Origin of the sequence: Paraprevotella xylaniphila YIT 11841, assembly GCF_900683745.1 — a bacterium.
Classification (GTDB): Bacteria; Bacteroidota; Bacteroidia; order Bacteroidales; family Bacteroidaceae; genus Paraprevotella; species Paraprevotella xylaniphila.
Genome location: NZ_LR215980.1, coordinates 649,025 through 669,489, shown reverse-complemented (window position 1 = coordinate 669,489; position 20,465 = coordinate 649,025). Strand labels below are relative to the sequence as shown.

Below are 20,465 nucleotides of genomic sequence, written 5' to 3'. Positions count from 1 at the left end.
ATCATCAACCACATACCAATGTGAAGACATGGAGGCCTGTCGTACTTACGGCAGGCCTCCTTTTTTATACCCATTCCCCTGCAAACCACATACCAATAAAACTTAAATACATCACAAGCATGAAACAAATACTCACAAAAATTACAAACGGTGAGGTTCTGACCCGGGAACAGACCTGCCAGATCGTCCGTCATATTGCAGACGGAGAATACAACGACGTGCAAATCAGCGCCTTGCTCACCGGACTGATTATGCGGGGCATCAAGGTGGACGAAGTGCTCGGCCTGCGCGACGGGCTTATAGAAACCGGCCAGCCCGTGGATTTCTCCCCTTACCGGGTCATTGACATCGTGGGGACAGGCGGTGACAATAAAAACACGTTCAACATCTCCACCTGCGCCTGCTTCGTGGTGGCAGGAGCCGGTTACAAAGTAGCCAAACACGGCAACTACGCCGCCACCTCGACTTCGGGAGCGAGCAATGTCATAGAGCACCATGGCGTGCGGTTCACGGCCGACAGCAACAGGCTGCACCGCAGCATGGAGGCTTGCAACTTTGCCTACCTGCATGCCCCGCTGTTCGCTCACGGGATGAAAGCCGTGGCCCCCGTACGCAAAATGCTTCAGATACCGACCTGTTTCAACCTTCTCGGTCCGCTGGTCAATCCTTGCCGCCCGGCCTATCAATTATTAGGCGTGGCCAACCTGAACCAAATGCGGCTGTACAGCAGCGTGTATGAGAAGTTGGGTATCGGTTACGGTATCGTGAACAGCATAGACGGATATGACGAAATCTCACTGACGGGTAATTTCAAAGTCAAAACCAACACCATGGAGAAAATCTTCCGGCCTGCCGACCTCGGCCTGCCGACCGTCCGCCCGGAAGAGCTCTACGGTGGTGCAACCCCGGACGAGGCTGCGGAAATTTTCGACAGCGTACTCGAAAACCGCTGCACGGAAAACCGGAAAAACGTGGTATTGGCCAATGCGGCCTTTGCCATCAAAGTCATCGAACGGGACAAGGACATCGCCGAATGCCTCGCCATAGCCCGCGAATCATTGGAAAGCGGGCGTGCCCTGACTTGCCTGAAAACATACGTGGAACTTAACAATAAAAACTTATGAAAGATATATTAGAGGAAATATTGGCATACAAACGCAAGGAAGTGGAACGGGAGAAAGCAGAGTTGCCTCCCGAACAGCTCTTCGCCCTCGTAGAAGACAGATTGGGAAACGCCCGCAACGGAACGGCCTGCCACGGCCAAGCACCGGCCCGCATGACCAACGCACGGAAGCACCGCTCCATGCGCGAAAGCCTGGCAGCCTCGCGTTCTGGCATCATCGCGGAATTCAAACGGAAATCCCCTTCCAAAGGGTGGATTAAAGAAGAAGGACGGGCGGATGTCATTCCGGCCGCATATACCGCAGCCGGAGCCGCAGCCCTCTCCATACTGACCGACGGGAAGTATTTCGGCGGCTGTCTGGACTACATACGGCAAGCACGTCCGATGACGGACACCCCCATCCTGCGCAAAGAGTTCATCATTGATGAATACCAACTCTACCAGGCCTGCCAAGCCGGAGCGGATGCCGTGCTGCTGATTGCCGCAGCCCTGACGCGCCCCGATTATGAACGCTTGACCCGGAAAGCCCATGAATTAGGACTGGAAGTGCTGTTGGAGATACACACGGAAAAGGAATTGGACTACCTTGCCGAACGTCCGGACATGTTGGGCGTGAACAACCGCCATCTCGGGACGTTCCACACAGACGTGGAAAATTCCTTCCGTATCGCCTCTCTCTTGCCGGACGACCTCCTTTGGGTGTCGGAAAGCGGAATTTCAGAACCGGACATAGTCCGCCGGTTGCGGGATGCCGGTTTTCGCGGTTTCCTGGTGGGCGAAACCTTCATGCGGCAACCTGTCCCCGGGGCGGCCTTGAAAACATTCATTCAAAGCGTAGAACGATGAAACCATTCCTAATTAAAGTATGCGGCATGCGCGACGCGGACAACATCCGCCAAGTGGAAGCCCTCACGCCGGACATGATGGGGTTCATCTGCTGGGAGGGCTCCCGCCGCCACGTAAGCCGCCTCCCCGATTATCTGCCGGAGACTTGCCGTCGCGTAGGCGTTTTCGTCAACCCGGAAATCGGGTATATACAGGAACGGATAAAAACCTTCCGCCTCGACCTCGTGCAACTGCACGGGCATGAGACACCGGAGTTCTGCCGAAGCATAAAAGAAGAGGGGCTGAAATCCGGCCATTCCCCGCAAATCATCAAAGCCTTCGGCGTGGCTCCCGACGAACCGTTCCCGCGTACCGAAGATTACGAAGCGGATTGCGACTTTTTCCTTTTCGACACGCGTTGCCCCACGGCCGGCGGCAGCGGCCGGACGTTCGACTGGAATGTCCTGCAAAACTACCACGGACATACGCCCTTCTTCCTGAGCGGGGGCATCGGCCCGGACAGTACGGACCGTCTTCGCAGCTTTTCACACCCCGCATGGGCGGGCGTGGACTTAAACTCACGTTTTGAAACGGCCACGGCCCAGAAAGACGTAGGCCGCCTTTCCGATTTCATCAAAGATTTACGTGGACAAAATATATCAGAGAACTAAAATACAATATATCATGAACAGAATCAACAAACTATTCAACGAGAAGAAACAGAACATCCTTTCCCTGTATTTCTGTGCCGGACACCCGACGGCAGGAACTACGGCAAACATCATCCGCACATTGGCCGCACGAGGCATAGACATGCTGGAAATCGGCATCCCCTTCAGCGACCCGATGGCCGACGGCCCCGTCATCCAAGACGCTGCCACGAAAGCCTTGCGAAACGGCATGAGCCTGCACCGCCTCTTCGAAGAGCTGAAAGACATCCGGCAAGACGTGGAAATCCCCTTGATACTGATGGGATACCTCAACCCCATCTTCCATTATGGTTTCGAAGCCTTTTGCCAAAGCTGTGCAGACTGCGGGATAGACGGGGTCATCATCCCCGACCTCCCCTTCCGGGACTATATGGAAACATTCAAACCCATAGCCGACCGCCACGGGCTGAAAATCATCATGCTCATCACGCCGGAAACCAGCGAAGAGCGTATCCGTCTCATCGACCGGCACACGGACGGTTTTATCTACATGGTATCGTCGGCTGCCACTACCGGTGCACAAAAAGAGTTCGACCGCACCAAACAGGCCTACTTCGACCGTGTAAACCAAATGGGACTGACCCATCCGCGCATGATCGGCTTCGGCATCAGCAACCGGCAAACTTTGGAATCTGCCCAAAAGCATGCCGCCGGTGCCATCATCGGCAGCCGGTTCGTCACCCTGCTCGACCAATACGGCTCGGCCACGGAAGCCCTGGACCATTTACGAGAAGAACTAAAAAAATAAAGACAATATGGCTTGGTCTCCATTTTGCCCGTTGTATTTTCATAACTTACTGTTAAACAGCATCATACACCATTCAGCAATGTAACCAATCAATCTGCGCCAAACGGAAAATCAATCTCAGGAGAATGAAAAATCAATCTCAGGCAACTGATTTTCCGTTTGGCGCAGATTGATTTTGCCGGTTTCTCCGGCACTTTTTCATGGTAAATAATCCTGATTTTCCATCTACTTACACTTTATATGGCCAAAAAGTGATACCTTTGCAGCATGGAATGGATTGACAGTTTGTTTTTCGAGCATAGCGCCATACAGGCCATTGTGGTGTTGTCATTGGTTACGGCCGCCGGGTTGTGGTTGGGCAAGATGCACGTGTGGGGAATATCCTTGGGAGTCACTTTTGTATTCTTCGTCGGCATTCTGGCCGGGCACCTCGGCATTTCATTGGATGCCGACATGCTCAACTATGCCGAAAGTTTCGGGCTCGTGCTTTTCGTCTATGCCTTAGGATTGCAGGTAGGTCCCGGTTTCTTCAGTTCCTTGTTGCACGGAGGAATCAAACTGAACCTATTGAGCCTCGGAGTAATCTTCATCGGAACGGCCATGACCGTACTTCTAAGCTATGGCCTGTCTATTCCCTTGCCGGACATGGTGGGCGTCCTGTGCGGAGCCACCACGAATACACCGGCACTCGGGGCGGCCCAACAGACCTTGAAGCAGATGGGAGAGCCATCCAGCAGCGCAGCCTTAGGGGCAGCCGTGGCTTATCCGCTCGGTGTCGTGGGAGTCATCCTTGCCATTCTGGTCATCCGGAAAATACTTGCCCGTCCGGCGGACATGGAAGAAAAAGAGACGGAAGACCACAACCATCCGTACATTGCCGCGTTCCAGTTGCATAATCCGGGCATTTACCATAAGACCATCAAGGATTTGGCCCTACACAGCCATACGAAATTCGTCATCTCCCGCCTGTGGAGAGACGGAAAAGTAACTATCCCGACCGGCAGCACGGAGCTTTTGGAGAACGACCGTATTCTGGTCGTAACGACGGAAAAAGACATGCCGACCCTAACCCTGTTGTTCGGCGAACAGGAAAACCGGGATTGGAATCAGGAAGATATAGACTGGAACAGCATAGACCGTAACTTAGTGTCGGAACACATCGTAGTGACCCAAGCTGAAATCAACGGCAAGCGTTTGGGTTCATTGCACCTGCGCAACACTTACGACATCAACATCAGCCGCGTGTTGCGTAGCGGCGTACAAATTCTGGCCACTCCCGACCTCATCCTGCAATTAGGCGACCGGCTGACGGTGGTGGGCGAAAAAACGGCCATCAAGCGCGTGGCCGGCATATTGGGCAACTCCGTCACCACACTGCGCGAACCCAATCTGGCCGCCATTTTCATCGGCATCGTGCTGGGATTGATGTTGGGTTCCGTGCCGCTCAGCATGCCGGGTATCAGCAGTCCGGTAAAGATGGGATTGGCAGGTGGCCCGATTATCGTGGGAATATTGGTGGGATGTTTCGGTCCACGTCTTCACATGCGCACTTACACAACCCGCAGCGCCAATCTGATGTTGCGCGGTATCGGGTTATCCCTTTACCTGGCCGGTATCGGCATTGATGCGGGTGCCCATTTCTTCGAGACCGTCGTCCGTCCGGAAGGAGCGATATGGATTGGTTCCGGATTTCTTATCACCGTGGTACCGGTGCTGCTGATGGCTGTGGTAGCCATGCGGATGTGCGGGATGAATTTCGGTTCCACTTGCGGCATGTTGTGCGGCAGCATGGCCAACCCCATGGCTTTGAATTACGTGAACGACAGTTTTCCCGGCAACGACGCTTCCGTCAGTTACGCCACGGTCTATCCGTTGGGTATGTTCATGCGTGTGGTAATCAGTCAGGTGGTACTGATGTTGTTCTTATAAAAAAACGGCTTACAAGCCGTTTTTGCGAAGCAGTGCCTCGATTTCATGGGCCGGTACTGATTCGCGTTCCGCCTTGTCGTAAATATAAAGCAAATTGATTTCCGTTTCTTCGACGGCCACTACCACCGTGAAAGTGATGACCCTTGCCCCGCCGCTCTTCCCCTTTCCTTTAGAAGCGATACGCATACGGATTTTACGCAAACCTCCTCCCAAGTCGGTACCGGTGGTAGGATTTCGTTCCAACTCATCAAGCAAAGCAGCATAATCTTTCTTAAACGAAGCATAATGCTTCGCCAACCATTTGGCTTCCCGCTCAAATGATGGCTTTACTATAATCTTATAATTCATTGAGAAAATCTCTTGCCAATTTCGGAGCCAACTTACCTTCTCGAGTCAATTTCACTTCTTTCAGCCCCGCATCAATCCCTTTCAGGATTTCCTCTTTGCCGATATACTCTGTTTCTTCCGTCTCTTTCTGTTTGGCGAGGCGCGTAACGGCTTTCACGGCCTTCCGCATCAACGATTCGTCCTCCGCTATAATACTGAGTTGGCGGAAAAGTTCCGCATTCAATTCCATTGTAGTCATAAACTGTTCCTCCTTGTTTTGTATATTGCAAACTTACAAAAAAAGCCTGATTCTTATGTCTTTCGGACAAAAAAATCATTTTGTCTTTATAAATAAAAAACATCCTTCCTTCAAAAAGCTGCAAAATCATACGGCTTTTTGAAAGAAGGATGCGACTCCTATTATTCTTTCCTCAGCAAGGCAAAACCATAGTAAAGACACTGCCCTTTCCCAATTCGCTGTCTACCGTAAGTGTTCCTCCGTGGGCTTCCACAAAGTCCCGGGAAATGGACAAACCCAATCCGGTTCCCTGCACTTTCGTTCCCGGCACACGGAAATAATGCTCGAAAATACTTTCGTGGTAACGCGGGTCTATGCCCTTTCCGAAATCTTGTACAAACATGGCAATATGGTTGTCGTCCTGTTGGCGTGCCCCGATGACCACGCGACCGGCCTCGGACGAATAACGGACGGCATTGCTCAACAGGTTGGTCAACACCCAGGCTATCTTCTCGCTATCAACAAAGAGCTTCCCGATTTTCTCCGGATAGTCCACTTCCACTTGTATTCCGAATTTCTCAGCCTGTACGCGATTGGCCTTGATGGCATAGTCAATCAATTCGATAGGCTTGGTAATCTTCGGTTTCAGTTGCAGTTTTCCACTCTCCACCTGCGTCATGTTGAGCAACTCGCCCGTGATGCTGAGCAGCCGTTCACTATTCTCTTTAATGCTTCTCGAAAGTTCCTCCTGTTCGGGGTTCAGTCCTCCCACACGCTTGTCTTCCAGAAGTTGCAGGCTCATCATAATGGCTGAAATCGGGGTTTTCAGCTCATGCGATACGGTGGATATGAAAGTCGTTTTGGCCGTGTCCAGCTCTTGAAATTCCGTCACGTTCTTCAACATGATTACATCTCCCCTCTTCTCCATCGTCACTCCGTCGTTGCCGCGCATCGTAATCTCCATATATTTCACCTGGAAATAGCTCTCCTTGTTGTCGGCGTAAATCTTCAACGACTCGCGTTTGGACTTCGGTGCCTCCTGTTCCTTCTTCTTATCTTCCCACATTCCGCAAATCAGACGACGCAACAGGTCGTTGCGCATGGCTATTTCCTGAGCCGACTTCCGGATGACGTCCTCACGTTTCAAATTCAGTATGTTCAACGCTTCATTGTTGATAAAGAGTATAATTTGCTCATTGTCCAGACCGACGATAGGTTCATTGATGGAATTGATGATGGTTTCCAGATAACGTTTGGAAGCCATGAGGTCCGAAATCGTGCTGTTGTGGTAATCTTTCAACCGTTTGGCCATCCTATTGAAATTCTTCGACACCTCTTCCAATTCCTTGTCTCCCCTCAGGTCCAACTTGGCATCATAATTATGGTTGGCTATCTCAAGGATGCCTTTCACTAAACTTTTAAAGGGAGAATTGATGGAGTTGGGAATTTTAAACAGAATCCACAAACCGATGCAAATGCAAATGCCACCGATAATCATAATCCATGTCAATGCACGGTTCATTCCCGGCTCGGCTGCCGGGCTGTCCGGTTCGGTTGCTGTCAGTATTTGCAAATTCGTCACCGACAAAGACACCAACAAAACAATCATGGCCACCAAGACACCGATCGACACGGTGAGTTTGGTCTTAATGTTCATATCGAATTTCATATCTTTAAATGAGATTTATTATGCTACAATAATTAAGTCAATCCGCATCTCGGACAACTGTTGCAGGAAACGCTTGTACCGTCCGATTTTAAAAAACATTTCCGGCATCTCAAACGCAGGACGCCCCATACATACGGTTGTCACCTGATTCTCTTTGCAAAACTGCACGATAGCGTCGGTCACATTCGGTGAGGACATCTGTTCTACCTTTCCGCCCAACTCGGTCACCAACTGGAAATAATTCAGCAAATAACGTTGGGAAGAAAGCTTGATACGGTCCGGGCTTTCCTTGGGAGTCTGCACGTGCAAAGCGATAAAGGAAGTACTGTAACGCGTGGAAAGCCGGTATGCCTTCCGTATGATATGCCTCGGCGTATGCTCATTGCTGCTCACGCAAGCCAGGATTTTCTCACGCCGCGTCTGAGCCGGTGCCAAAGGCGTCACCTCACTTTCGACCTTACGTTCCACCCTGAAAGCCACTTCTTTCAAAGCCAACTCACGCAACTGAAGGATATTCTCTGTCTTAAAGAAATTATTGAGGGCGGTCTGTATTTTCTCTGGCTTATAGATATTCCCGGCTTTCAAGCGCGTTATCAAGTCTTCGGCCGTCAGGTCGATGTTCACCACCTCATCGGCCTCCTGCAATACTTTGTCGGGCACCCTCTCCGCCACATTGATTCCCGTAATGCTCTTCACGTCCTCGCTCAAACTTTCGATATGCTGGATGTTCAGAGCCGAAACCACATTGATGCCGGCATCCAACAGTTCCATCACGTCTTCCCAACGCTTCGTGTTACGGGAACCCTCCACATTCGTATGCGCCAACTCATCAACGATGACCAATTCGGGATGGGCTTGCAGGATGGTCTCCAAATCCATCTCCTCGATTTCCTTTCCTTTATAAAAGACTTTCTTGCGGGGAATCACGGGCAAACCTTCGAGCATGGCCACCGTTCCGGGACGACCATGGGTCTCCACGTAACCGATTTGCACATCTATTCCGTTCTTCAACAAGTCATGCGCCTCCGACAACATCCTGTAAGTCTTGCCCACACCGGCTATCATTCCGATGTAAATCTTGAACTTACCCCGCCGGGAACGACGAATCAATTCCAGAAAGCGCTGTGCGTTACCGTTTTCGTTTTCTTCCATATACTTTTATTATTTAAGCTTCAACTGTTTACTCTCTCGTGAAAGTAAAATGGCCGTATTCACCAAAGCCAAATGGGAATATGCCTGCGGGAAGTTTCCTAACAGTTCTTTCGTGTCAAAGTTAATATCTTCACTGAACAATCCCAAATGATTACCATAGGTTAACACTTCTTCGAACAAACACCGGGCTTCCTCACGCTGCCCGATGACATACAAAGCCCGAATCAACCAGAAAGTGCAAATCGTAAAGGCAGAAGACGGCAAACCGAAATCGTCTTTACTGTTATAACGATACATTAATCCCTTGTGCATCAATGCTTCTTTCACGGCCCGTACCGTCTTATGGTAACGTACATCGTCCGCACTGATGAAACCGTATGGTTCCATCAACAACAAGGAAGAATCCAATGCCTGGTTTTCATAACATTGGGAGAAGCTTTGCAGTTCCTCTTTCCACCCGTATGTGAAGACTTCCTCCTTGACCAACGCAGCTTCGGCATCCCACTGCTCTCCATAACCATGTTTGTTCAGCAACACGGCAATCTTGGCTGCACGGTCCAATGCCACCCAACACATGACTTTGGAAGACACGAACTGCTGCGCTTCGCCCCGGATTTCCCAAATACCTTTATCCGGCTTGCGCCAATTCTCACAAACCGTCAAGGCGATACACTTCACCATCTCCCACATGTCTTCCACTTCATCCAAGGTCCCGGGCATCAGACAATAGTACTGGTAAATCAAGTCCATCAGATAACCGAAAGAGTCATTCTGCCGCTGATGATAAGCATCGTTGCCTATGCGCACTGGTTTCGAATCTTTGTAACCGGCCAAATGGTCGAGTGTCAGTTCCGTCAGTTCCCTTTCGCCACGAATGCCATACATGATTTGGTAGTTATGCGTCGTGATAAAAGTAGACTGGATGAACTTCATGAAACGACGGGCTGAATTGACATGGCCGATATTGAACAAGGTCTCGATGGCCATGGAAGCATCACGCAGCCAACAGAAACGGTAATCCCAATTTCTCACCTCCCCTACAGTCTCCGGCAGGCTGGTGGTCACGGCAGCCATCACCGCCCCATTGCGGTAGGTCATGAGCTTCAATACAAGCATGCTTCGTTCGATTACCTCGTTATACCTTGTGTAACGTTTGGCATGGTCTGTCCAATTCAGCCAATACACCAAAGTGCGGCAATATTCCAGTTTCTCCCGTTCTATATCCACCGGAATGACCTTCTCATTGAAAGAAAACAGAAAAAACTCATCCTTTTCCAAGGTGATTTCATCATGGTTCACGACTTTCTTCAAGTCCAACGACGAATATAAATATTGCCGATCCTTATTCTCCAACGACGAATAAGTTTCGACGTATTGAGAGGTCACGTTATAAATGGTCTTTCCCCTCGCATAGTTGGGAGCCGGACGATAATCCACCTTCATACGGGGACGGCCTTTCGCCCAACGGATGTACCTGTAAATCTCTGCCGGACGGTAGAAATCCTTTCCATCGGAGGTAGGATAGCAAGGCATGAAATCCACCACGTCGAAGGCTCCTTCTTCCGACTCAAAATGTGTAGACAGGATGTTGGTATGAGGCACGTACGATTGTGTAACCTTATAATCCGAAGTCACCTTAAAACCAAAATGCCCCCCTTTTTGCCTGTCCAATATGGCCGCAAATACGGAAGGAGAATCAAATTCCGGAAAACACAGCCATTCAATAGCCCCTTTTTCCGATATGAGGGCGGCGGTCGAGCAATTCCCGATTACGCCGTAGTTCAAATTTTGCATGATATGTCTATTTTCGTTTAATCAGTTTTTTCATCCAATGTAAAACCACACCTAAATCCCGACGGCCTTGTTTCCCATTCGAGGAGATACGAAGAGGTGCCCCCGTGGCCAAAGCCTGCAACATCGGCAAAGCATCCGTTTGGGATTTCAGGTTATAACGGGCATCTTCCGACACCGTTCCGATTTTCACCGTAACGGCACTATCCGGCAAGGCACGAAACATGTCATTGTCCGTCGTGTCATCTCCCATAGCCAATATGAAATCATAATGCGCCTTACGCAACAATCGTTTTACTTCGGAACCCTTCGTACAGTTAGACTGCTTGATTTCTACCACCTTGTTCCCCTGCAAGATTTGCAGGCGATGTTGCAAACAAATGGATACCAATGCCCGAACCAACTGGCGTGCCCTCAGTTCACCCAACCAGGAATCTACCGCCCGGTAATGCCAAGCCAAAGCCGTCTCCTTTATTTCCAAACGCGATTTCGGGGTCTTATGCACAAACATGTTCAGAATAGACAGGATACTTTGGCTCCATTCCGGTTTGTAACTGGTCTGATGCCATTCTCCGTTCTCTTTATAATAGGCCCCGTGTTCCGCAGCAAAAGAAACCGGCAGAACGCCTAACCACTTCTCTAATGTCTGGTGGTCGCGACCGCTGTTGATAACCACATGATTGGCCGGATCGGAGGTCAAGTCCTTAAGTACTCGTATTACCTCAGGTGTCGGTACGGCATCTTCCGGACGCTTTTGGAACCCCACCAACGTCCCGTCATAATCCAACAAAATGAGACGGCTCCGAGCCTGAGTATACAAAGCCTTTATCTGTTTCAACAAATTCGTGGAAAGTAACTTCCCCGACAGGTATTGGTTTTTGTCTACCACGTTTTTCCATTCTTCCATGAAGTCGGCCGCCCATTTGTTGACGGTCTGGACGGAAAGTATGGCCTGCATCTTGCTGATACGTCTTGCTTGCTCCTCGTATGGCATTTGCAACGCCGTAAAAATGGCATCCGCAATCTGGTCCGTATCATTGGGATTTATCTGAATGGCATCGGCCAATTCCACGGCAGCACCCGCCATCTCACTCAATACCAGTACCCCCGGATTGTTGACTTTCGTGGCGACATATTCTTTAGCCACAAGGTTCATACCGTCTCGTAACGGAGTAACCAAGGCCACGTCTGCCACGAAATACATGGCCGTAAGTTCTTCAAATGAAAAACCATGATAGAAATAACAAACCGGCGTCCAGTTGATGTCTGAATAACGTCCGTTTATCCGCCCGATGGTTTCGTCTATCTTCGTTTTCAGCCCTGCATAGCTTTCCACATGGTCGCGAGAAGGCACAATGACCATAGCCAGCGTCACCTTTCCTTGGTATTCCGGATGACGTTCGAGAAAAGTCTCAAACCCTTGCAAACGATGCAGGATGCCTTTGCTATAATCCAAACGGTCTACGGACAGCAACAACTTGTGGTTGCGGAAAAGAATACGTTTTTTCTCTATCTCGCTCCACACTTTCGGCGTGGCAGACGAATGATTGTACAATTCATAGTTTATGCCCATCGGTAGTGCGTTTACACGCACGATGCGGCTGTCCGTCTGGGCTTCGTCCAAATCGAACTTAATATGTAATACACGCTCTACAGCATTGATGAAATAGCGCATATAGTCGTGTGTATGAAAACCTATAAAATCCGCTCCCATCAGACCGTTCAACAATTCCGCCCGTTCGGGCAATATACGGAATAATTCGTATGAGGGAAACGGAATGTGATGGAAATATCCGATGTGAAGATTGGGCATCCGCTTCCGTAACATGCCTGGAAGAAGCATAAGCTGATAATCCTGTATCCAAACCCAATCGCCGGAACCCACTTGCTTGCAAATCTCTTCGCAAAACAGAGCATTCACTCTCTGGTAAGACTCCCAATACTCTTTCCGTACCGTAGTATGGGAAAAGAAATAATGGCACAAAGGCCAAATGGTACTATTGCTGTATCCTTCGTAGTAATCATGATACTGTTCTTCCGACAAAAATATCGGATGAAAATCCATCGTCTCCAGATGCTGCCGGATTTCCATCTGCTGACGGACATTATCGACACAAACTCCCGGCCAACCGATCCAATGTTTCTCCATGGAAATCTGCAAGGAGTCGAGCCCCGTTGCCAAACCTCCTTCACTACGTACGAAAGTATAGCTGTCTTGCCGAGGCACAGCCTTTACGGGCAATCTGTTTGCAACGATATATAATTTCATCTTCAAATAAATTCCTAAATACGACTATTCACCATAAAACCTGGCAATAACGCGTCAGGTAATATCCAAACAAAGAAAAAGGTCAATGTCCATACTTGCCTTTATATATAAGAGAGAAAACTCAGGGCTCCGTGAGGAACCCTGAGAAAACTACGAATAGAATCAGAAGCCCAAGCTAAAACCAGCCAAAAGGTAGGTTCTGTCATGGACCGGGGCAACAAGAGCCTGTACGAAGACAGGTATTGCAAATTTATCCGTTACTTGGATATCTTTACTTGCTTTGATGGAAACATCCGTCACACCGGCTTTGTCGTTGTACATACCCTTCCAAGGAGTGAATCCTAAGGCCGGGGTTAATGTTATGTCGGCCGGTAATGAAACTGGATAAGAAAGGTTGACATAAGTAGAGAACTTGTTGTTGTCCGTAGGATCTTCACCCAACACGAACTTATCTCCACCGGCAAACATCGTACTCCATGAAATGTTCAATGCAAATTTATCGAAAGCCTCACCGAAGTTATAAGCTAAAGTTCCTTCAAAATAATGAGCATCCTCATAGTAACCATAAGGCATGTCGGTTCCGCTCCACCAGTAATCCGATACGGTTACGGAGAAACCTTTGATGGCATATGACAAGTTGATGTCGAATTCCTTTGCGCCGCCACCATTGTCATTCACGCCCCATTTAGAAAGCGTCTGGCTTCCCCATGCGTTAAGACTCAAGCCTTTGTAGCTTAACGTCAAAGAGGGTTGGATAGAGAATCCCGAATTTTGATCCAAACCACGCCAGATATAATCGCTTACGAAATCAGCCTTTCCGCTGACAACAAAATCACCTGCGTTTGCCATGCCGGGTACTAACAGTGCTGCACCTAAAACCAATCCTACTTTTTTAAAACTTTTCATATTCATAAATTAATTAAAGTGTTGTGTTGTGTCGTTTTACTTTTCACTTGTTTTTTTAAAGAATGCCATCATCCATGAAGCATGGGAATATCTCCAAAACCTCCAGACTCTGTCGCCATGGCAAAGGTAGTACGAGAGAAGCAGTTTATTCCTTCCACCGACAAAGCTAACCGAATGTGTTTTTTCCATATCCGGACTTCATCAACGACGGCACTCCTTGTCTACTGTTATTATTTATTTGCTTCGTCTAAAGCCACATTCAATTTCAGTACATTTACCTTCGCCGTTCCGAACATGCCTAACAGAGGCTTTTCCACAGCTTGGTCTACTATGGCTTTCACTTCGTCTTCACTCATGCCACGAGCTTCGGCTACACGTTTTACCTGTACGTATGCACAAGCCGGAGTGATATTGGGATCCAAACCGGAACCGCTGGCCGTTACCATTTCAGCTGGAACGTCTTCACGGCTCAAATAAGGATGGTGTACAAGGAAGGAATCCACACGGGCCTCCACCTCTGCCAAATATTCCTCGTTGGTAGGACCTTTGTTGGAACCGGCAGAACTTGTAGCATCGTAACCGTCACCAGCACTTGAAGGACGTCCCCAGAAGTAAACGTCTGATGTAAACATCTGTCCTACATTCGCAGCACCTACGACCTTACCGTTCAAGGTCACAGTCTCTGCATTGCCATTCTCGCCGCGGCCTGCAAACTGTGCGAATATCCACAATACCAGTATGTAAAATACCGAAAAGAAGATGCAGAACGCTATCGTTATACGAAATGATTTTATAAAGTTCTTCATTGTTTTGTCTGTTTATTGATTAAAAGAATAATCCTACGAATAAATCTATCAACTTAATGCCGACAAACGGAGCGATAAGACCGCCTACACCGTAAATCAACAAGTTGCGACGCAACAGCGCACTGGCACCTATAGGTTTGTAAGCCACACCACGCAAAGCCAACGGAATCAGGATAGGAATGATGATGGCGTTGAAGATGATAGCCGAAAGGATTGCACTTTCAGGACTGTGCAAGCCCATGATGTTCAACGGAGCCAATTGAGGAATCGTCAACATGAACAATGCCGGGATGATGGCAAAGTACTTGGCCACGTCGTTGGCAATAGAGAATGTCGTCAACGTACCACGAGTCATCAACAGCTGCTTACCGATTTCCACGATTTCAATCAATTTGGTCGGATCGTTGTCCAAGTCGACCATGTTACCGGCTTCCTTGGCAGCCTGAGTACCGCTGTTCATGGCCACACCCACGTTGGCTTGTGCCAATGCCGGAGCATCGTTCGTACCGTCACCCATCATAGCCACCAACTTACCGGCTGCCTGTTCTTTCTTGATGTAATTCATCTTGTCTTCCGGTTTGGCTTCAGCAATGAAGTCGTCCACACCGGCTTTCTCAGCTATATATTTAGCGGTCAACGGGTTGTCACCGGTTACCATTACCGTCTTCACACCCATCTTGCGCAAACGCTCGAAACGTTCTTCGATACCCGGTTTGATGACGTCTTGCAATTCGATGACACCGGCAACCTTCTTGTCGATGCAAACCACCAAGGGAGTACCACCGTTTGCAGAAATTGCCTGGATAACATCTTCCGTATCCTTCGGGAACTTGTTACCGGCTTCCATGGCGATACGACGGATAGCGTCGAAAGCACCCTTGCGGATTTCTGTACCGTCTTTCAAGTTGATACCGGAGCACTTCGTCTCGGCCGTAAACTTAATCATGTGTGCGCCTTCGGTGTTCAGGGTACGCATACGTACGCCCATTTCACGTCCCAATTCAATGATTGACTTACCTTCCGGCGTATCATCCGATACGGAAGACATCAAACAAGCTTCGATAAACGCATGCTTATCCATGCCGGCAACCGGATAGAATTCCGTAGCCTTACGGTTACCGATTGTAATCGTACCGGTCTTGTCCAACAGCAAAGTGTCGATGTCACCGGCCGTTTCCACAGCCTTACCGGATTTGGTAATCACGTTGGCACGCAAAGCACGGTCCATTCCGGCAATACCGATAGCAGAAAGCAGACCGCCGATGGTCGTAGGAATCAGGCAAACGAACAAAGAACAGAAAGCTGCAATGGTAATCACCGTATTGGAATAGTCGGCAAACGGTTTCAAGGTAATGCAGACAATTAAGAATACCAGAGTGAACACGGCCAATAATATCGTCAGGGCGATTTCATTCGGAGTCTTCTGACGGCTTGCACCTTCCACCAAAGCAATCATCTTGTCCAAGAAGCTCTCGCCCGGCTGACTGGTCACAACGACTTTGATATGGTCGGAAAGTACTTTCGTACCACCGGTAACGGAACTCTTGTCGCCGCCTGCCTCACGGATTACCGGAGCAGATTCACCGGTGATGGCACTCTCGTCGATAGAAGCCAAACCTTCGATGATTTCACCGTCGGCCGGAATCACGTCGCCTGCCTCGCATTCAAACACGTCACCTTTCTTCAACTGTGAACTGCTCACGGTCTTGATTTGGCCGTTCACGTTCAACTTGGCCGGAGTCTCTTCGCGGGTCTTGCGCAAGCTGTCGGCCTGGGCCTTACCGCGGGCTTCAGCAATTGCCTCTGCGAAATTGGCGAACAGCAAAGTCACCAACAGGATGATGAAGACCAAAAGGTTGTATGCAAAGGAACCCTGTGAATCGTTAGTAGCCGAGAAGATGGTCACGATGAACATGATCAGAGTAGAAATCTCTACGGTGAACATGACCGGGTTCTTCACCATTATCTTGGGATTCAGCTTGACAAAAGACTGTTTCAAGCTTTCCATTACCTGATCCCTTTGGAAGAGGGAAGTATTATTGTTAGTTTTCATACTTTATCTTATCCTTAAATAATCTTTTATAAACTGAAATGTTCTGCAATCGTACTCAATGCGTGAACCGGGAAGAATGACAAGGCTGCCACGATGAAGATTACAGCGAAAGTCATCACGCTGAATGTAACGGTATCAGTCTTCAACGTACCTGCGCTTTCAGGGATATATTTCTTGCTTGCCAACAGACCGGCAATGGCCACCTGTCCTACGATAGGAATGAAACGGCTCAGAATCAAAACGATACCACAAGAATAGTTCCAGAACCAAGTGTTATCGCCCAATCCTTCAAAACCGGAACCGTTGTTTGCTGCTACTGAAGTGAACTCATACAACATCTCGCTCAAGCCGTGGAAGCCCGGGTTGTTCAACCATCCTCCTTCATTCTCCACGAAAGCCGGAGCATGTACATACAAGTAGGCTGCCAACGCCGTACCCACAAGGATAACGAAAGGATGAAGCAATGCCACGATGGAAGCCACCTTCATTTCACGTGCCTCGACCTTATGGCAAAGGAATTCCGGTGTACGGCCGACCATCAGACCGCTGATGAACACTGCGATAATGATAAAGGTGAAGTAGTTCATCCATCCTACACCGACACCGCCGAACCATGTATTAATCTGCATGTTCAACATCTCCATCAAACCGGAAATAGGCATGGTTGAGTCATGCATACCGTTTACAGACCCGTTAGAAGTTACCGTGGTAACGATGCTCCACAAAGCCGTGGCACCTGCACCCAGACGCACTTCCTTACCTTCCATGGCACCATTGTCCTGAGCGATACCCATGGCATCGATACGCGGGTTACCGTTCATCTCCTGATATACGTTGATACATACGCCTACCAAGAAAGCGAACAACATTACGCCATAAATGGAATAACCCAGTTTTTTACGCTTGATATAGAAACCGAACGCAAAAGCCATAGCCATCGGAAGAATCAGGATGGACCAACATTCCGTCATGTTGGACAAATAAGTCGGGTTTTCCAATGGATGAGAAGAGTTACAACCGAAGTAACCACCACCGTTCGTACCCAATTGTTTGATAGGCACGATAGCTGCCGTAGGACCTTGTGAAACATTCTGTGTATTACCTTCCATTGTGGTAATTTCCATCTTTCCGTCGAAGCCCATCGGGGTACCTTGGGTAATCAGAATAAAACCTACGATCAAGGAAAGAGGGAACAAAATACGAGTACAGCTCAATACCAAGTATTTCCAGAAGTTACCGATAGTCTTCGTGGTCTTTTCTCCCAATGCCTTCATGATACCGGCCATGGCAGCCATACCCGTACCTGCGGTCACGAACTGGAACAACATGATGACGAACAACTGAGTCAAATAAGTCAAACCTGTTTCACCGCTATAGTGCTGCTCGTTACAGTTCACCATGAACGAAATACAAGTATTGAATGCCTGATGGGCTGTCTGCCCGGCATTTCCATCCGGGTTCAACGGGAGATAACCCTGAAGCACCAACAAGAGCATACCCCAAATGAACCAGAAGAGGTTCACAATTAACAATGCACGCAAGAATTGTTTCCAATTCATCTCCTCTTCGGGATTGATACCGGAGAAACGATAAATAGCCGTTTCAATCGGCTTCATGAAATCCAAGCACGTCTTTTTACCTTTATATACGTTAGCGATATACTTTCCGAGCGGATAGCTCAATACCACCAACAATACAATCTGTGCAACTACACCTAAAATTTCTGTATTCATAATACTGCTAAATCAAAAAAATGTTTTTTAGAACTTTTCCGGCTTGACGAGCACATACATCAAATAGCCGAACATCACTACACTGACAATAAATAACGCTGTGTACATAATACCTACTTTTTAAAAATTAAATCTTCTCAAACCAATCCACACATTTCCAGAACAACCAGAAACAGAGGAAGCCGCTTACCAAGCAGGCCAGAAACCCAAATGAAAATAATTCCATAATCCTTTTGTTTTTTAATTAATACTTTAACTTATCGCATTCCTATTAGACCAAAACCATGCCAAAAAACATGTTTTATGCTTTACCCTACTGTTTTACAACCATATAGCATCCCGCCAAGGCTTTCCGCAAGAGGTAAAACGACTTCCATTTTGAAAAAGAGCACCCCCGATTTGAAAAAAACACGTGAAAGCCTTATTTTCCTATACCTTATTATATATATGGAGTTGCCCCCAAACAGCATGCTTTCCCTCCCTACCGCTCCCCCGATACCATCGTCCGCCCCCACTTGCCACCTCACTCCGTTCCGGCACGGTGGTATCATATATGTATATGAAATAAAGGTTATCAAACGAAAGAGCATGAAAAAATAAAAAAGAACTGATTTACAAAAGGTTGAATACATTCCGCGAATGCGCCCACCCTTTCATTTTGGAAAAACCACTTCCAATTTGAGAAAGAAAAAGAAGAATAAAGACTAAAGAGGAATTTAATAAACAGAAAAATATGAAAATTTATAGTTTTGAAACTATCACATCCATTGAAGATGTCCGGCAAATACCGTCGTACGTCCCTTTAGGGGAGCAAGTGGTTCTCATCCCTCCGTCTTTCCCATGGATTAAAGACCAGATGCAAGACATCGCCATTTCCCTGTATAATTTCGACTTGGGAAAAATCCCGTCCCTGATTGACGGGCTGAAAACAAAAACAGCCGAGTTTATTTCGCGGCTTGCAGATGCCCCCGAAAGCTGCCCTGCCACAAGCTCAGTCATAGAAAACCTTTTCCAAACCCTCCATTCGTTCGTCAACCGTCCGTTAAACCAAATTAAGGACAAAGAGCTTCTCTCTTTCACCGAACGTCTTTCAGGTCTCATCATCTATTCTTACTTTAAACACCTGAAAGTGAATGTGTCCCTCTTAGACCCTTCACTTTTCGTTTGTATCGGTAGCAATTCAAAGATAGACACCGAAAAAAGTGCCGAATGCCTCCGGACACTCATACAGGACCAAGACGCAACCGTCAGCATTCTCCCGGCTCGTATCTGCAAGAACGGCCTCGAAGAGACGATATTGATGCCCGCAAAGCTCCGTACGCTTTATGCGACCCACATCGCAACCTTGTTCCATGCCGAGGAACTTACATTTTATACCACGAAACAAATGTCTTCGGCTTCACCCGACGAAGACGTATGCAGTCAGTTCAAAGACTATACCATCACATATAACGAAGCCAAAAGCATCATCAATGCCGGTTTCAACCTCGTTCCGAAAGCTTGTCTGGATTTAGCCGGACAACACGGAATCAACCTACGTATATCCAATTATTATAATCCCAATAAACAAACAATCACTATTACAAAAACATCAACCATGAACCAGATTAAAGCAGTTGTTACACGGAAAAATGCAGATTATTTACAGATCCATTCATCAGGAAACCTCATGCCGTTTCAGTTCCTGACCAAAGTGATGGCCGTCTGTGGGGACTTCAAGACTCCCATACACCTCATTTCCTCTTCCAGTGTCAATATCTCCATGGCCGTGGAACTGAGTTCCGAGACTTTCCACCAAATGGAAAACCAACTGTCCCAATTCGCTTCCGTCAGTGTGGAAAAAGACATTTCCGTCATCCATATCATCGGCCAGTTCGACCAGGAAAAGGAAAACGTGGAAGTCAAAGTCATCGACCTGCTTAAGGACATCCCCATCCTGATGATTTCATACGGAAGCGACAACAACAGCGTGTCTGTTGTCGTGAGCAAAGACATGGGCGAAAAAGCACAGGCCATCTTGATGGACAATTTCGCCGGACAAGATTTCATGAAAAGAAACGTCGCTCCGCACTTCCGCGAAGCTTATAGTGCCATGAGCATCTGACTCATCTCAATATAATCTGTAGAACTAAGCCCAAAGACGGCTGCCAGACCCAAGGAATGATAAAAAGTTCTTATAGTTTGGC

At 48.2% G+C, this 20,465-nt stretch carries 17 protein-coding genes; 6 read left to right on the top strand and 11 right to left on the bottom strand.

Annotated features, from left to right (window positions below):
- Nucleotides 1-119: 119 nt before the first annotated feature.
- The 5 genes from trpD (at nucleotide 120) to E0E47_RS02675 (ending at nucleotide 5,335) form a co-directional block, all read left to right on the top strand.
- On the top strand, nucleotides 120-1,124 hold the full coding sequence (gene trpD, locus E0E47_RS02695) for an anthranilate phosphoribosyltransferase (protein WP_172604636.1): 1,005 nt from the start codon (nucleotides 120-122) through the stop codon (nucleotides 1,122-1,124).
- Nucleotides 1,121-1,969, top strand: a complete 849-nt coding sequence (gene trpC / locus E0E47_RS02690; RefSeq protein ID WP_130892798.1) for an indole-3-glycerol phosphate synthase TrpC — start codon at nucleotides 1,121-1,123, stop codon at nucleotides 1,967-1,969. The genes trpD and trpC overlap by 4 nt, the downstream gene beginning before the upstream one ends.
- Nucleotides 1,966-2,619 carry a phosphoribosylanthranilate isomerase gene (locus E0E47_RS02685; RefSeq protein ID WP_130892797.1) on the top strand — a complete coding sequence of 218 codons (654 nt, stop codon included), beginning with the start codon at nucleotides 1,966-1,968 and terminating at the stop codon, nucleotides 2,617-2,619. The genes trpC and E0E47_RS02685 overlap by 4 nt, the downstream gene beginning before the upstream one ends.
- Nucleotides 2,620-2,632: 13 nt before the next feature.
- Nucleotides 2,633-3,406, top strand: coding sequence for a tryptophan synthase subunit alpha (trpA, locus tag E0E47_RS02680; RefSeq protein ID WP_172604635.1), 774 nt, complete (start codon nucleotides 2,633-2,635; stop codon nucleotides 3,404-3,406).
- Nucleotides 3,407-3,673: 267 nt separating this feature from the next.
- Nucleotides 3,674-5,335, top strand: a complete 1,662-nt coding sequence (locus tag E0E47_RS02675; protein ID WP_130892795.1) for a putative transporter — start codon at nucleotides 3,674-3,676, stop codon at nucleotides 5,333-5,335.
- A gap of 9 nt (nucleotides 5,336-5,344) precedes the next feature.
- On the opposite strand, the gene E0E47_RS02670 is transcribed toward E0E47_RS02675, so the two are convergent.
- From E0E47_RS02670 to E0E47_RS17830, 11 genes are all read right to left on the bottom strand, one after another.
- Nucleotides 5,345-5,683 carry a type II toxin-antitoxin system RelE/ParE family toxin gene (locus tag E0E47_RS02670; protein ID WP_008623961.1) on the bottom strand — a complete coding sequence of 113 codons (339 nt, stop codon included), beginning with the start codon at nucleotides 5,681-5,683 and terminating at the stop codon, nucleotides 5,345-5,347.
- Nucleotides 5,673-5,921, bottom strand: a complete 249-nt coding sequence (locus tag E0E47_RS02665) for a hypothetical protein (protein WP_008623962.1) — start codon at nucleotides 5,919-5,921, stop codon at nucleotides 5,673-5,675. Before E0E47_RS02665 ends, E0E47_RS02670 begins: the two co-directional genes overlap by 11 nt.
- Nucleotides 5,922-6,093: 172 nt before the next feature.
- A complete protein-coding gene (locus E0E47_RS02660; protein ID WP_172604747.1) occupies nucleotides 6,094-7,557 on the bottom strand; it encodes an ATP-binding protein in 1,464 nt (487 codons plus the stop codon).
- 30 nt (nucleotides 7,558-7,587) lie between these two features.
- The gene (locus tag E0E47_RS02655; RefSeq protein WP_130892794.1) at nucleotides 7,588-8,721 is read right to left on the bottom strand and encodes a sensor protein KdpD; all 1,134 of its coding nucleotides are present in this window, start codon (nucleotides 8,719-8,721) and stop codon (nucleotides 7,588-7,590) included.
- Nucleotides 8,722-8,730: 9 nt separating this feature from the next.
- Nucleotides 8,731-10,515, bottom strand: coding sequence for a glycoside hydrolase family 15 protein (locus E0E47_RS02650; RefSeq protein WP_130892793.1), 1,785 nt, complete (start codon nucleotides 10,513-10,515; stop codon nucleotides 8,731-8,733).
- A gap of 7 nt (nucleotides 10,516-10,522) precedes the next feature.
- The gene (locus tag E0E47_RS02645; RefSeq protein WP_130892792.1) at nucleotides 10,523-12,781 is read right to left on the bottom strand and encodes a bifunctional alpha,alpha-trehalose-phosphate synthase (UDP-forming)/trehalose-phosphatase; all 2,259 of its coding nucleotides are present in this window, start codon (nucleotides 12,779-12,781) and stop codon (nucleotides 10,523-10,525) included.
- Between the two features lie 162 nt (nucleotides 12,782-12,943).
- The gene (locus tag E0E47_RS02640) at nucleotides 12,944-13,693 is read right to left on the bottom strand and encodes a TorF family putative porin (RefSeq protein ID WP_008623969.1); all 750 of its coding nucleotides are present in this window, start codon (nucleotides 13,691-13,693) and stop codon (nucleotides 12,944-12,946) included.
- Nucleotides 13,694-13,917: 224 nt separating this feature from the next.
- Nucleotides 13,918-14,493, bottom strand: a complete 576-nt coding sequence (locus tag E0E47_RS02635) for a K(+)-transporting ATPase subunit C (RefSeq protein ID WP_130892791.1) — start codon at nucleotides 14,491-14,493, stop codon at nucleotides 13,918-13,920.
- 19 nt (nucleotides 14,494-14,512) lie between these two features.
- Nucleotides 14,513-16,546 carry a potassium-transporting ATPase subunit KdpB gene (kdpB, locus tag E0E47_RS02630; protein WP_008623973.1) on the bottom strand — a complete coding sequence of 678 codons (2,034 nt, stop codon included), beginning with the start codon at nucleotides 16,544-16,546 and terminating at the stop codon, nucleotides 14,513-14,515.
- Between the two features lie 26 nt (nucleotides 16,547-16,572).
- The gene (gene kdpA / locus E0E47_RS02625) at nucleotides 16,573-18,279 is read right to left on the bottom strand and encodes a potassium-transporting ATPase subunit KdpA (protein ID WP_008623975.1); all 1,707 of its coding nucleotides are present in this window, start codon (nucleotides 18,277-18,279) and stop codon (nucleotides 16,573-16,575) included.
- Nucleotides 18,280-18,306: 27 nt separating this feature from the next.
- Nucleotides 18,307-18,387 (bottom strand): potassium-transporting ATPase subunit F, encoded by an 81-nt coding sequence (locus E0E47_RS17830; protein WP_040602402.1) that lies wholly within the window; start codon nucleotides 18,385-18,387, stop codon nucleotides 18,307-18,309.
- Nucleotides 18,388-19,012: 625 nt separating this feature from the next.
- On the opposite strand from E0E47_RS17830, the gene E0E47_RS02615 reads away from it, so the two are divergent.
- On the top strand, nucleotides 19,013-20,383 hold the full coding sequence (locus E0E47_RS02615) for an ACT domain-containing protein (RefSeq protein WP_130892790.1): 1,371 nt from the start codon (nucleotides 19,013-19,015) through the stop codon (nucleotides 20,381-20,383).
- The last annotated feature ends 82 nt before the right edge of the window (nucleotides 20,384-20,465 follow it).